The sequence below is a fragment of the Corynebacterium sp. KPL1824 genome, from assembly GCF_000478095.1.
GTDB classification, from domain to species: domain Bacteria; phylum Actinomycetota; class Actinomycetes; order Mycobacteriales; family Mycobacteriaceae; genus Corynebacterium; species Corynebacterium accolens.
The window spans coordinates 173,780-187,429 of the sequence record NZ_KI515750.1 but is presented as its reverse complement, the minus strand read 5'-3'; the positions used below and the strand labels follow the sequence as shown (position 1 = coordinate 187,429).

Here is a 13,650-nt window from a genome sequence, read left to right as displayed (position 1 = left end):
ATTATGCCAAAGCGCACTGACATTAATCACGTCCTGGTCATCGGCTCCGGGCCCATCGTCATCGGCCAGGCCTGCGAGTTCGACTACTCCGGAACCCAGGCCTGCCGCGTCCTCAAGGATGAGGGCCTGCGCGTGACCCTGGTGAACTCGAACCCGGCCACGATCATGACCGACCCAGAGTTCGCCGACCACACCTACGTCGAGCCCATCGAGCCGGAATACATTGAAAAGATCCTGGTCAAGGAGAGCGAGGAAGGCCACCCCATCGACGCCGTGCTGGCTACCTTGGGTGGACAGACCGCGCTGAACGCCGCGGTGCAGCTGGACCGCCAGGGCATTTTGGATAAGTACGATATCGAGCTCATCGGTGCCGATATCGATGCCATCGAGCGCGGCGAGGACCGCCAGAAGTTTAAAGACATCGTGGCCTCGGTAGGCGGGGAATCCGCCCGCTCGGCGGTGTGCCACAACATGGATGAGGTCCACGAGACCGTCGACAAGCTCGGCCTGCCCGTCGTGGTGCGCCCGTCCTTTACCATGGGTGGCCTGGGTTCCGGCCTGGCCTTTAATAACGAGGACCTAGATCGCATCGCCGGCGGCGGGCTTGCGGCCTCGCCTGAGGCTAATGTGCTCATCGAGGAATCCATCCTCGGCTGGAAAGAATTCGAGCTCGAGCTCATGCGCGATGGCGATGACAACGTGGTCGTCGTCGCCTCCATCGAAAACGTCGATGCCCTGGGCGTGCACACCGGTGACTCCGTGACGGTGGCACCGGCGCTGACGCTGACGGACCGCGAGTTCCAGAAGATGCGCGATCTGGGCATCGACATCATCCGCGAGGTGGGTGTTGATACCGGCGGCTGCAATATCCAGTTCGCCTTGAACCCGGATGATGGCCGCATCATCGTCATCGAGATGAACCCGCGCGTATCCCGCTCCTCGGCGCTGGCCTCCAAGGCCACGGGTTTCCCCATTGCCAAGCTGGCCGCGAAATTGGCCATCGGCTACACCTTGGATGAGGTGCAAAATGACATCACCGGCGAAACCCAGGCGGCGTTCGAGCCGACCTTGGACTATGTCATTGTCAAGGCGCCCCGCTTTGCCTTCGAGAAATTCCCCGGCGCCGATGACACCTTGACCACCACGATGAAATCGGTGGGCGAGGCCATGGGCATCGGCCGCAACTACATCTCCGGCCTGAATAAAGTCATGCGCTCGCTGGAAAACAAGCCCAACGGGTTCTGGACCAAGCCGGATGAGTACTTTGCGGGCGAGCGCGCCACCGACGTGCAGGCGGTGCTCAAGGATCTCGAGCGCCCCACCGAGGGCCGCATGTACGATATCGAGCTGGCCCTGCGCCTCGGTGCTACGGTCGACGAGGTCCACGAGGCCTCCGGCGTGGACCCATGGTTCATTGCGGAGCTCGAGGGCCTGGTGGAATTCCGCCAGGAGCTTGTCGATGCCCCCGTGCTCACCGAGCAGCTCCTGCGCGAGGCCAAGGTCTTTGGGCTTTCCGATGCCCAAATTGCCGCCCTGCGCCCCGAGTTCAACGGCGAGGATGGCGTGCGCAGCCTGCGCTGGCGCATGGGCATTCGCCCCGTCTTCAAGACCGTCGATACGTGCGCCGGCGAGTTCGAGGCGCAAACGCCGTACCACTACAGCTCTTATGAGTTGGACCCCGATGCCGAAACCGAGGTGCACCCAGCACCGGAAGGCTCGAAGGGCAAGGTCATCATCTTGGGCTCTGGCCCGAACCGCATTGGCCAGGGCATCGAATTCGACTACTCCTGCGTGCACGCCGCCCTTGAGCTTTCCCGCAAGGGATATGAGACCGTGATGGTCAACTGCAACCCAGAGACGGTATCGACCGACTATGACACCGCTGACCGCCTGTACTTCGAGCCGCTGACCTTCGAAGACGTCATGGAGGTCTACCACGCAGAGGCAGCCTCCGGCGAGGTTGCCGGCGTGCTGGTGCAGCTGGGCGGCCAAACCCCGCTGGGCCTGGCAGAGCGCCTCGACGCCGCCGGCGTACCGGTGGTGGGCACCAGCCCTGCGGCCATTGACTCCGCCGAGGACCGCGGCGAATTCGGCAAGGTCCTCGATGAGGCAGAGCTGGCAGCGCCATCGTATGGCACCGCAACCTCCTTCGAGGAGGCTCGGAAGGTCGCGGCCTCCATCGGCTACCCGGTTCTGGTTCGCCCTTCCTACGTATTGGGCGGCAGCGGCATGGAAATCGTCTACGATGAGCAGTCGCTGGAGAACTATATCGAGCGCGCCACCGAGCTCTCCCCAGACCACCCGGTCTTGGTGGACCGCTTCTTGGACTCGGCCATCGAGATCGATGTCGACGCCCTGTGCGACGGCAACGAGGTCTACTTGGGCGGCGTGATGGAGCACATCGAGGAAGCCGGCGTTCACTCCGGCGACTCCTCGTGCGCCCTGCCGCCGATGACGCTGGGGCCAGAGGACATCGACAAGGTGCGCGAGTCCACGCGCCGCTTGGCCGAGGGCATTGGCGTGAAGGGCCTGATGAACGTCCAGTTCGCCTTGAAGGACGATATCCTTTATGTCATCGAGGCCAATCCGCGCGCCTCGCGCACCGTTCCGTTCGTGTCCAAGGCGACCGGTGTGCCGCTGGCTAAGGCTGCCGCCCGCATCATGATGGGATCCACCATCGCGGAACTGCGGGAAGAAGGACTTATCCCATCGGTCTACGATGGTGGTTCCTTGCCGCTCGATCACCCGATTGCGGTCAAGGAAGCGGTCTTGCCATTCGAGCGCTTCCGCCGGCCAGACGGTAGCTTGCTGGATACCCTGTTGTCGCCAGAGATGAAGTCCACCGGCGAGGTTATGGGGCTGGCCACCAACTTTGGTGCGGCCTATGCCAAGGGCGAAATCGCCGCCTTCGCCGTGCCGCCCACGGAAGGAACCATCTTCGTCTCCGTGGCCAACCGGGATAAGCGCACCCTGATTTTCCCCATCCAGCGCTTGGCGCGCATGGGATACAACATCGTCGCCACCGCCGGTACCGCGCAGATGCTGCGCCGCAACGGCATCGAGTGCGAGGTTGCCGTCAAGGTCTCTGAGGCCAAGGAGGGCGAAGAGTCCATCGTGGACAAGATTTTCAACGGCGAGATTGACTGGATTCTTAATACGCCAGCCGGCTCTGCCGGTGCGCGCCACGATGGCTACGATATCCGCGCCGCAGCGGTGCACATGGGCCTGCCGCTCGTCACGGTGGTCCAGGGCATTACGGCGGCGGTGCAGGGCATCGAGGCGCTGCGCCAGGGTGATTTGCAGGTCCGCGCACTTCAGGAGCTTGAGCATGGACCATGTAACTAAACCCTTTGGCCAGCGCTTGGAAGACGCCGGCCGCGAGCGCGGGCGGCTCTGCGTAGGCATCGATCCGCACCCGTACCTTTTAGAGAAGTGGGGGCTGGATAATTCCCCGGAGGGCCTGCGTACTTTCAGCTTGCGCTGCGTCGAGGCCTTTGCGGATTCCGCCGCTTTGGTAAAGCCGCAGGTGGCCTTCTTCGAACGCTTCGGTGCCGCAGGCTTTGCGGTCTTGGAAGAAACGCTGGCCGGCCTGCGCGAGGCAGGGTGCCTCACGGTAGCCGATGCCAAGCGCGGCGATATCGGCTCCACCATGGAAGGCTATGGCGATGCCTGGCTAGGGGAGACCTCGCCCCTGCGGGCCGACTCGGTGACCTTATCGCCGTATCTCGGCGTAGGGGCGCTGGGCGCGGCCATTGCCACGGCGCAAGAAAACAACCGGGGCGTCTTCGTCTTGGCGGCAACCTCTAATCCAGAAGCGCGCGCCATTCAGGCGGTGCCCGCGGGGACTGCGGACTCGATTGCCCAGGCGGTCATCGATGAGTGCGCCGCCTTTAATGCCTCAGCGCGTGAGGCTGGTGTTGCTGGAAGCGTCGGCGTTGTGGTGGGTGCGACCGTCGAGGACCCACCCCGCTTGGACGCGCTTAATGGGCCGGTGCTGCTTCCCGGCGTCGGCGCCCAAGGGGCAGGTCCCGCGCAGGTGCACTCCATTGTGTCTGCGTGCCCGCAGCTTGGGTTCGCCAACGTCTCCCGTGCCGTCTTGCAACGCGGCCCCCAGGTCGATGACCTGCGCAAAGCGGTGATCGATACCGCAGACCAATTCCGGGATTAGGACACGCGGCGGGGCCAATTAACGGCCGCGCCGTTTACCTGGTATTTTGGTCTAGGCATGTGCGTTGACGTGCTAAAATGAGTGACCCATCTGGGTCGCCTATCGTCATCGTGTCACTAGCGGTGCTAGGATAATCAGAAGTCGGTGTGCTCGAAGGTTCAGGGTAACTTTCCGCGGTATTTCCATCGCGTTTGGCAACCGGAATCTGGTACCAAGTATCAGAAGTAATAGAAGCAATCTAATGAATCGGAGGAAACTCGTGGCCCTTCCAAAGTTGACTGATGAGCAGCGTAAGGAAGCTCTCGCAAAGGCCGCTGAGGCCCGCAAGGCTCGCGCTGAGCTCAAGGCTGCGCTTAAGCGCGGCGAGACCGACCTGAAGGACGTGCTGGAAAAGGCTGAGACCGATGAGATCATCGGCAAGACCAAGGTTTCCGCACTCCTCGAGGCTCTGCCTAAGGTTGGCAAGGTCAAGGCCAAGGAAATCATGGAAGATCTGGAGATTGCGCAGACCCGTCGCCTGCGCGGTCTGGGTGAGCGCCAGCGTCGTGCTCTGCTTGAGCGCTTCGGTTACGACGACGAATAATCACGTCTATGGCTGACGCAACTGCTCGCGGTCGCCTCGTCGTGTTGGCGGGTCCTTCCGCAGTGGGGAAATCCACCGTAGTCTCGCGTCTACGGCATGACGTCGAGGGGCTGTATTTCAGCGTGTCTATGACAACGCGCCAGCCCCGCCCCGGGGAGCAAGATGGCGTGGATTATTTCTTCGTCACCCCTGAGGCCTTTCAGGAACGCATTGATGCCGGTGAGATGCTCGAATGGGCAGATATTCACGGCGGATTGCAGCGTTCCGGAACACCCGCCCGGCCCGTAGAAGAGGCCTTGGACGCCGGTCGCCCGGTTCTCGTCGAGGTCGATTTGGCCGGTGCGCGCAGCGTTCGCAAGGCCTTGCCGGAAGCGGATTTGGTCTTCTTGGCACCGCCTTCGTGGGAGGTGTTGGTAGAGCGCCTGACCGGTCGCGGTACCGAACCGCAAGACGTCATTGATCGTAGGTTGCACACTGCGTACGAGGAACTAGCTGCACAGGATGAGTTTGATCACGTTGTGGTCAATGAAAACCTAGATGAGGCAGTGGCCGCCATTAGTGATATCCTGCGTGGATAGACTCTTCTTTTGACCATCTTCAACCAATGTAAAGGTGCATGTGACTAACGTGACCACCCCTTCTAACACTGAATCCGCGAAGTCGGAACCGGTATTTGATGACCCGATTGGCATTACGGACCCGCCAATCGATGAGCTGTTGGACAAGGTTTCTTCCAAGTACGCCTTGGTAATTTTCGCTGCCAAGCGTGCGCGCCAGATCAATAGCTACTACCAAGAGCAAGATGAAGGCGTCTTTGAGTTCGTCGGCCCACTGGTTAACCCAGAGCCCGGCGAGAAGCCACTGTCCATCGCGCTGCGCGAAATCGACGCAGGTCTGTTGGACCACGAGGAAGGCAAGTAAGTAGCGCTCGCTTTCGCGTGCGCACCTTGTGCCTCATTTCAGCCCCGTCCGGCCAAGCCCACTTGGTTTCACTTCTGTGGAACTAACGTGGTGGCCGGGCGGGGCTCTTGTCATGCCTGCACGGTACGATTGTGCGATGTGACTGTTTCAAAATCTCCTCGCAATATCGTGCTTGGCGTTGCCGGTGGCATCGCCGCGTATAAGGCCTGCCACTTGGTGCGCAATTTCAAAGAACATGGCGATAATGTCCGCGTCGTTCCTACAGAAAGCGCATTGAACTTCGTAGGTGCCGCCACTTTTGAGGCATTATCCGGAAATCCCGTTTCCACCAGTGTTTTTGAGGCCGTAGAGGACGTGCAACATGTAGCGGTAGGCCAGGAGGCCGATGCGGTGGTCATCGCCCCTGCCACGGCTGACCTTATTGCCCGTTTGGCTGCGGGACGCGCCGATGATCTCTTGACCGCGACCGTGCTGGTGGCAACGTGTCCCATCATCGTGGCGCCCGCCATGCACACCGAGATGTGGAATAACCCAGCGACACAAGACAACGTAAAGACCCTGCGCCGGCGCGGAATTACCGTCATGGAACCAGCGCACGGGCGCCTTACGGGTAAGGATACGGGCGCGGGCAGGCTGCCGGATCCAGAACAGATTGCGGCCATCGCGCGCACCGAGCTCGCTGGCTTTCATATCGATCACAGCTGGGCGGGGCTGAAGGTGGTCATTTCTGCTGGCGGCACCCAAGAGGAATTGGATCCGGTTCGCTATTTAGGAAACCGTTCCTCCGGCAGGCAGGGGTATGCGCTGGCAGAGGTGGCCGCACACAAGGGCGCGGATGTCACGATTGTGGCCGGCAATACCGCGGAGTTGCCGGTGCCGAGCGGGGCTACGATCCGGAATATCGTTTCTGCCCAAGACTTGGAGGCCGCGATGCGCGAGGAATCCCGCGATGCCGATATCGTCATCATGGCCGCGGCGGTCGCGGATTACCGGCCCGCGAACGTGGCCGAGTCCAAGATGAAAAAGGGCAAGGCCGATGATGCGCTCGCGACGCTAGAGATGGTGGAAAACCCAGATATTTTGAAGTCTCTCGTGGCAGCCCGCGAGGAAGGCGAGGTGCCGCAGAAGTGCGTCATCGTCGGTTTCGCGGCCGAGACGGGAGATGCCGATTCTTCGGCGCTGGATTACGCGAAAGAAAAGTTTGCGCGTAAGGGGTGCGACGTACTGATGGCCAATGAGGTCGGCCGCGGCGTGACCTTTGGCCGGGAAAGCAGCGAGGGGTGGATCCTGCGGCGAAACGAGGAACCACAGCGCGTAGAGCATGGATCTAAGCAGGTCGTCGCGGCGCAGATTCTGGACGCCGTGAATGAAATGATTGAACCGGGAAATTAAATATTGCGTTTATAGACCGCTTGGTCTAGGGTTGCCATATGATGGGTAGGGGCAGAATGCCTCGGTATCGAATACGTAAATAATCTAAGGAAGTTTTTGTGACTGATAACGCTGCAGTGGAAGCTCGTCTTTTTACAAGCGAGTCCGTTACTGAGGGGCACCCGGATAAAATCTGTGACGCCATCTCGGATGCCATCTTGGATGCACTTTTAGAAAAGGATCCGGAGTCTCGCGTCGCCGTGGAAACGCTGGTTACCACCGGCCAGGTACACGTCGTGGGCGAGGTCCGCACCAACGCCTACGTGGAAATCCCGGCCCTTGTGCGCGAGACCCTAAAGTCCATCGGCTTTACCTCTTCCGATGTGGGCTTTGATGGCAATACCTGTGGCGTCAACATCGCCATCGGCGAGCAGTCGCAGGAAATCGGTGCCGGCGTGGATACCTCCACCGAGGCGCGCGACCAGGGCGCGGATTATGACGAGGAAAATGACACCGCCGGCGCCGGCGACCAGGGCCTGATGTTTGGCTACGCGTCGAATGAAACCGCGGAGTACATGCCGTTGCCAATCGCCTTGGCGCACCGCCTGTCCCGCCGCCTGACCCAGGTGCGCAAAGAGGGCATTGTGGACCACCTGCGCCCGGACGGCAAGACCCAGGTGACCTTTGCATATAACGAGAATAATGAGCCTTCTCACCTGGATACGGTCGTTATTTCTACCCAGCACGATCCTGAGGTTGATAGCCAGTGGCTAGAAACCCACCTGCGCAGCGAGGTGCTGGACTGGGTCATTAAGGATGCCGGCCTTGATAAGTACTACACCGATGAGACCAACCTCTTGGTCAATCCTTCCGGCTCCTTCATCTTGGGCGGCCCAATGGGCGATGCAGGCCTTACCGGCCGCAAGATCATCGTGGATACCTACGGTGGCATGGCCCGCCACGGCGGCGGTGCCTTCTCCGGCAAGGACCCCAGCAAGGTGGACCGCTCTGCGGCCTACGCCATGCGCTGGGTGGCCAAGAATATCGTCGCCGCGGGCCTGGCGGATCGCGCAGAGGTGCAGGTGGCCTACGCCATCGGTCGCGCCAAGCCGGTTGGCCTCTACGTCGAGACCTTCGGAACCGCGAAGCAGAACTTGACCGATGAGCAGATCCAGGCTGCCGTCAATAAGGTCTTTGACCTTCGCCCGGCCGCCATCATCCGCGAATTGGATCTGCTGCGTCCTATCTACGGCCAGACCGCCGCCTACGGCCACTTTGGACGTACCGACGTTGACCTGCCGTGGGAGCAGTTGGACCGAGTGGAGGAATTGCGCGCTGCCGCTGGTCTGTAGAATGTGGGCTTATGCCTAAGAAAACACCCGCCGCCCGGAAACCGGTCGCGCGGGTGTTGCCTCTTCTAGGGGTTGCCCACCTCGATCGGGGCTTTGATTACCTGGTAGATGAGGCCGAATCTGATAGCGCCCAAGCCGGGGTGAAGGTGCGCATTCGGTTCAATGGGCGCTTGGTGGATGCGATCATCGTCGAGCGCAAGCATGAGTCCGATTTTGGCGGGCAGCTGCGCTTTATCGAGCGGGTCATCTCCCCATTCCACGTTTATCCACCGCAGCTGTCCCGGCTGGTGGAAGCCCTTGCGGATCGCTATGGCGGAATTTGCTCCGATATCATTCGCTCCGCCATTCCGCCGCGGCACGCAAAGGCAGAAGAAGCGGATTTGGATACGCCGTGGGAAGAACTCGGCGCCGCCAGCGAGCCCGATTTATCCGGGTGGTCTGCCTATCAACATGGGGAAACCTTTGTTGATTCCATCCTGGGCGGGAAATTAGCACGTGCCGCGTGGCAAATCGCTCCCGGCGATGAATGGGAAGATGCACTCGCGGCCTTAGCGGTCAAGGTTGCCCTGGGTGGGGGAGGCGTCCTTATCGTGGTCCCAGACCAAAAGGTAGTGGACGCCCTTGAAAACGCCCTGCGCGGTGTTGTGGGGCCGAAACAAATCACGGTGCTCACCAATAGCATGGGCCCGCAAGCGCGCTATCGCCGCTATCTTTCGGCCTTGGTGGGGCAGGCGCGAATCGTCATTGGAACGCGCTCGGCGGCTTTTACCCCCGTGGACAACCTGCAGCTGGCCGTCATTTTTGATGATGGTAACGATAACTTGGTGGATAATATTAAGCCCTACGTCCACGCCCGGGAGGTGCTTACCACCCGCTCTGCCTTTGAAAATTGCAGCTTCATTGCGGCGAACCACTCGCGCACGGCGGAAACCCAATTATTGGTGGACTCTGGGTGGGCACACAACCTCATCCCGAGCGCCTCAACCATAGAGGCGCGCCGGCCCGATATTTTGGCCATTGGTGCCTACGGGCTATCCATTTCTAGGGACTTGGAGGGCGGTACGACCTCTGTGCAGGCGCCGGCCTTTCAGGCGGCGCAGCAGGCCCTCGACCGCGGCGAACCAGTGCTAGTGCAGGCCCCGCGCAAGGGGTATGCGCCTATTTTGGCCTGTGGAAAGTGCCATTCTCCCGCGCGGTGCCGCCACTGTAACGGGCCATTGGGGTTGCCTCCGAGCTCGGAGCGCTCAAGCGAGGAAGCCGTCATGCCTACCTGCCGTTGGTGCGGGCGCATTGCCACCAATCATCGCTGTACCGAGTGCGGTTCGCCGCGCCTGCGCGCCATCGTTTTAGGCTCTGAACGCACCGCGGAGGAATTGGGGCGCGCCTTTCCCAATACGTCCGTCGTGGTTTCTGGCGGCAATAAGGTCGTGGGCTCAATTGAAAATGCCCCGGCATTAGTGATTGCTACCCCTGGCGCCGAGCCGCGGGTGAATGGCGGCGCCTATGGCGCGGCGCTGCTATTGGACGCGGGCACCTTATTAAACCGGCAAGACTTGCGCGCCACCGAGGACTGCCTGGCCAAATGGGCGCAGGCGGCCACCATGGTCAGGCCGCATTTTAAGGGCGGGCGCGTCATCATCGCCGCGGATCCGGAACTTCCCGTCGTCCGCCACTTCATGAGCTGGGACATGGTCGCGGCCGCGGTAGAGGAATTGCGGGCCCGGCGCGAGGTGCGCTTTCCGCCGGCCGTGCACTTCGCCGCCATCGATGGGGCGGACGCGGCTCTGGATTCCTTCGAACAGTTGGTGGACCTGCCAGAGCACGCCGAGGTCTTAGGCCCGGTTCCGCTCCCGCCAGGGGACAGCCTCCCCGGGGAATACGATGCGGACCGCTTTGGCCCACCCCAACGCCTAGTGGTGCGCGCCCCGCTGGGGCCGCGATCGCAGCTCGGGCGCGCCTTGCGCAAGGCAAATGCGGCGCGCAGCGCGCGCAAGGATGAATTGCCACTACGCATCATGGTCGATCCCATTCACGTGGGTTAGAAGTGCGCATAAACTTAGGCGAATAGGCAGTACATGAGAAAGGGACAAATCAGTGGCGGAATTAGACATCAGGCTCTACGGGGATCCCGTACTGAGCACGCGGGCCGAAGAGATTACGACCTTTGACTCCAGCCTGCGCACGCTGGCGCAGAACATGTTGGAGACCATGGATGCCGCCGGCGGGGTGGGACTCGCGGCGAACCAAGTGGGCATTCTCAAGCGCATCTTTGTCTATGATTGTTCGCCTATCCAGGCCGGATTGCGCGGGGTTCTCATCAACCCCGTGTGGACGCCGCTGGGAGAAGACATGCAGGTTGGCCCGGAAGGATGCCTATCCATCCCGGGGATTAGCGCCGATACACCGCGGCACAACCGGGTATTTGTCTCTGGGCGCGATGTAGAAGGCAGGCCGGTGGGGATGGTCGCCTCGGGGCTTTTGGCTCGGTGCATTCAGCATGAAACCGATCACCTTGATGGAGTGTTATTCCTGCGCCGGCTTGGCGATGCCGACCGCAAGGCCGCCATGCGTACCATCCGCGAAGCCGATTGGTTTAATAGCGCGGGGTAGGCGAGCTTCGGCAACGCAGGCAGGCTCGTTGTACCCTAGAATTTTCACCCGAGACCTCGAGGAGACTCATCCAGTATGCGGATTATTTTTGCCGGCACCCCAGAGCCGGCGGTGGTGGCATTGGAGAAATTGCTTGCCTCCAGCCACGAAGTGGTAGCGGTCATTACCCGGCCCGATGCGAAGAAGGGCAGGGGCCGCAGCCTTCACCCGAGCCCGGTAAAGGCGCTGGCGCAAGAACACGGCATCGAGGTGTTGACCCCGACCACGCTGCGGCCTGGCACGGAGGATGGCGATAACCTGCGTGAGCGCCTGGCGGAGCTGCAGCCCGAGGCCATTCCGGTGGTGGCCTATGGCAATCTCATTAGCAAGGATCTCTTGGATGTCGCGCGCCATGGCTGGGTCAACCTGCACTTTTCCCTTCTTCCCGCCTGGCGCGGCGCGGCGCCGGTGCAGGCGGCTATCGCGGCGGGCGATGATATTACCGGTGCGTCCACCTTCCGGATTGAAGAAGGCCTGGATACGGGCCCGGTATTCGGCACGGTTACAGAAGACATCACCGGAACCGATACCGCGGACGATCTGCTCACACGGCTGGCGTATTCCGGGGCGGATCTCCTGGTCGCCACCATGGATGGGCTGGAGGCCGGCACGCTGGAGCCGCAGGCCCAAAGCGGCGAAGCCACCTATGCGCCGAAGATCTCTACCGCGGCAGCCCGCATTGACTGGGCGCAGCCTGCCTTCGCCATCGACCGGCATATCCGCGCCCACACCCCAGGCCCGGGCGCGTGGACGCTGCTTGACGATGCCCGCCTCAAGCTCGGCCCGGTGAGTCTCACCGAGGGCATCGGCAAGCAGCTGCATCCGGGCGAGGCGCTGATTAGCAAGGACGCGGTGTACATCGGGACCGCGACGCAACCGGTGCAGCTGGATAGGATTCAGCCGCCGGGCAAAAAGATGATGAATGCGGCCGATTGGGCGCGTGGATTAGGAAAGAACGCAGAGGTGAGGTTCCAGTGACTGGTGGATTCCGCTCCCGCAGTAAGTCCGGCGACAAGGCGCCGGAGGCTACACAACACGGCAAGAACGGCGCGCCCCAGCGCGGCGGTGGGCAGCGAGGCAATGCGCAGCGTGGCCAAGACAATCGCGGCCAAGCTCAGCGTGGATCCGCACAGCGTGGTCGCGGCATGCAGGATCAGCGCAACCGCGACCACCGGGATAACCGAGGAAACCGAGGTAATCGGAATGCGGGCACAAAGAACACGGGCGCGGGGAAAACACTGGTGCAGGCCGCCATCGACCAGGGCGTGGATCCGGCCCGCGCCGTTGCCTTCGATGTGGTGCGCCGGGTAAGTGAAGAGGATGCGTTTGCCAACCTCGTCCTGCCCAAGGCGCTGCGCAAGCAGAAACTTTCTGGCCGCGATGCCGCGTTTGCCACGGAGATTACCTATGGCACCCTGCGCACCTTGGGCGTGCTCGATGCGGTAATCGCGCAGTGCTCCTCGCGCGAGTTGGAGGCAATCTCGCCGGTGGTCATCGATGCCCTGCGTCTGGGCACCTACCAGGTGCTCTATACGCGCGTGGAACCCCACGCTGCGGTAGATACCTCCGTCCGGCTCGTCGTGGCGGGCGGGGAAGAAAAAGCCAAAGGGTTTGCCAATGGCATCTTGCGCACCATTACCCGGACCCCGCCGAATGAGTGGCTCAAGCGCCTTGCCCCAGAAGGTGAGGTTGCGGGCCTGGCCTTTAGGCATGCGCACCCAACGTGGATCGCGGAGTCTTTTGCCCGCGTTGTCGACCCCGAGGAATTGCCGGCTGCCTTAGCGGCGGATTCCGAGCGACCGAGCGTGCACCTGGTGGCGCGGCCGGGCGAAATTTCCGCCGAGGAACTGGCGCTGATTACCGGAAACGAAGAAGGTACCTACTCGCCCTACGCGGTGTATATGGATTCTGGGGACCCAGGCCAATTGGAACCGGTCCAGCAGGGCATGGCCGCGGTACAAGATGAAGGCTCGCAGCTTATCGCCCGCGCGGTGTGCGAGGTTCCTGTCAGCGGTACCGACCAGGGACGTTGGCTCGACCTATGTGCGGGCCCAGGTGGCAAGGCGGCCTTGATGGGGGCCTTGGCGCGCATCGAGTCCGCGCAGGTCGATGCCGTGGAAGTATCACCGCACCGCGCGAAACTGATTGAAAAGACCGTGCAAGGGCTGCCGGTGACCGTTCATGTGGCCGATGGCCGCAACCCGCAGGTCGGCTCGGGATTCGATCGCATCTTGGTGGACGCGCCGTGTTCGGGCCTGGGCGCATTGCGGCGCCGACCAGAGGCGCGGTGGCGGAAATCGGAGGACGATATTGCCGAGCTTTCGACACTTCAATTCGAGCTCTTGTCCTCTGCTTTAAAGCTCGTGCGCCCGGGCGGGGTCGTGGTGTATTCCACCTGTTCGCCGGACCTGCGCGAAACCCGTGACATCGTCGACCAAGCGGTAGAAAAGCTGGGCGCGCAGGAGCTGGATGCGCGGGATTTTATCCCGGATATGGGCAATGTAGGAAAAGAAAAATCCGTCCAAATGTGGCCGCACCGCCACGGCACCGATGCCATGTTCATGGCGGTATTGCGGCGCGGCGATGAGGAAGGGCGCTAGGATTAA

At 61.7% G+C, this 13,650-nt stretch carries 11 protein-coding genes; all 11 read left to right on the top strand.

Annotation, left to right across the window (positions count from 1 at the left end; translation table 11 throughout):
* Positions 1–3: 3 nt before the first annotated feature.
* The 11 genes from carB to HMPREF1267_RS07120 all read left to right on the top strand — a co-directional run bounded on the left by carB (position 4) and on the right by HMPREF1267_RS07120 (position 13,644).
* Positions 4–3,345: a carbamoyl-phosphate synthase large subunit gene (gene carB / locus HMPREF1267_RS07170; RefSeq protein WP_023028842.1), complete on the top strand. Its 3,342-nt coding sequence runs from the start codon at positions 4–6 to the stop codon at positions 3,343–3,345.
* Positions 3,329–4,168 carry an orotidine-5'-phosphate decarboxylase gene (pyrF, locus tag HMPREF1267_RS07165; RefSeq protein ID WP_023017442.1) on the top strand — a complete coding sequence of 280 codons (840 nt, stop codon included), beginning with the start codon at positions 3,329–3,331 and terminating at the stop codon, positions 4,166–4,168. The genes carB and pyrF overlap by 17 nt, the downstream gene beginning before the upstream one ends.
* A 259-nt stretch (positions 4,169–4,427) precedes the next feature.
* Complete coding sequence (gene mihF, locus HMPREF1267_RS07160; protein WP_023017443.1) at positions 4,428–4,751, top strand: integration host factor, actinobacterial type; 324 nt, start codon at positions 4,428–4,430, stop codon at positions 4,749–4,751.
* An 8-nt stretch (positions 4,752–4,759) separates the two neighbouring features.
* The gene (gene gmk, locus HMPREF1267_RS07155; RefSeq protein WP_005283138.1) at positions 4,760–5,329 is read left to right on the top strand and encodes a guanylate kinase; all 570 of its coding nucleotides are present in this window, start codon (positions 4,760–4,762) and stop codon (positions 5,327–5,329) included.
* Positions 5,330–5,369: 40 nt separating this feature from the next.
* Positions 5,370–5,672 (top strand): DNA-directed RNA polymerase subunit omega, encoded by a 303-nt coding sequence (gene rpoZ, locus HMPREF1267_RS07150; protein ID WP_005279075.1) that lies wholly within the window; start codon positions 5,370–5,372, stop codon positions 5,670–5,672.
* A 138-nt stretch (positions 5,673–5,810) separates the two neighbouring features.
* Positions 5,811–7,064 (top strand): bifunctional phosphopantothenoylcysteine decarboxylase/phosphopantothenate--cysteine ligase CoaBC, encoded by a 1,254-nt coding sequence (coaBC, locus tag HMPREF1267_RS07145; RefSeq protein WP_034654056.1) that lies wholly within the window; start codon positions 5,811–5,813, stop codon positions 7,062–7,064.
* 98 nt (positions 7,065–7,162) lie between these two features.
* Positions 7,163–8,395 (top strand): methionine adenosyltransferase, encoded by a 1,233-nt coding sequence (gene metK, locus HMPREF1267_RS07140; RefSeq protein ID WP_023017445.1) that lies wholly within the window; start codon positions 7,163–7,165, stop codon positions 8,393–8,395.
* An 11-nt stretch (positions 8,396–8,406) separates the two neighbouring features.
* Positions 8,407–10,437, top strand: a complete 2,031-nt coding sequence (locus HMPREF1267_RS07135; protein WP_023017446.1) for a primosomal protein N' — start codon at positions 8,407–8,409, stop codon at positions 10,435–10,437.
* A gap of 52 nt (positions 10,438–10,489) precedes the next feature.
* Positions 10,490–11,005 (top strand): peptide deformylase, encoded by a 516-nt coding sequence (gene def / locus HMPREF1267_RS07130; protein ID WP_023017447.1) that lies wholly within the window; start codon positions 10,490–10,492, stop codon positions 11,003–11,005.
* A 75-nt stretch (positions 11,006–11,080) separates the two neighbouring features.
* Positions 11,081–12,022 (top strand): methionyl-tRNA formyltransferase, encoded by a 942-nt coding sequence (gene fmt, locus HMPREF1267_RS07125; protein ID WP_023017448.1) that lies wholly within the window; start codon positions 11,081–11,083, stop codon positions 12,020–12,022.
* Positions 12,023–12,189: 167 nt separating this feature from the next.
* Positions 12,190–13,644, top strand: a complete 1,455-nt coding sequence (locus HMPREF1267_RS07120) for a transcription antitermination factor NusB (protein ID WP_084519562.1) — start codon at positions 12,190–12,192, stop codon at positions 13,642–13,644.
* Positions 13,645–13,650: the final 6 nt, after the last annotated feature.

Excerpts from the sequence above, each read along its gene's own strand:
- carB (WP_023028842.1), top strand. The coding sequence starts at position 4 with ATGCCAAAGCGCACTGACATTAATCACGTCCTGGTCATCGGCTCCGGG.
- pyrF (WP_023017442.1), top strand. The coding sequence starts at position 3,329 with ATGGACCATGTAACTAAACCCTTTGGCCAGCGCTTGGAAGACGCCGGC.
- HMPREF1267_RS07135 (WP_023017446.1), top strand. The coding sequence starts at position 8,407 with ATGCCTAAGAAAACACCCGCCGCCCGGAAACCGGTCGCGCGGGTGTTG.
- HMPREF1267_RS07120 (WP_084519562.1), top strand. The coding sequence starts at position 12,190 with ATGCAGGATCAGCGCAACCGCGACCACCGGGATAACCGAGGAAACCGA.
- fmt (WP_023017448.1), top strand. The coding sequence starts at position 11,081 with ATGCGGATTATTTTTGCCGGCACCCCAGAGCCGGCGGTGGTGGCATTG.
- gmk (WP_005283138.1), top strand. The coding sequence starts at position 4,760 with ATGGCTGACGCAACTGCTCGCGGTCGCCTCGTCGTGTTGGCGGGTCCT.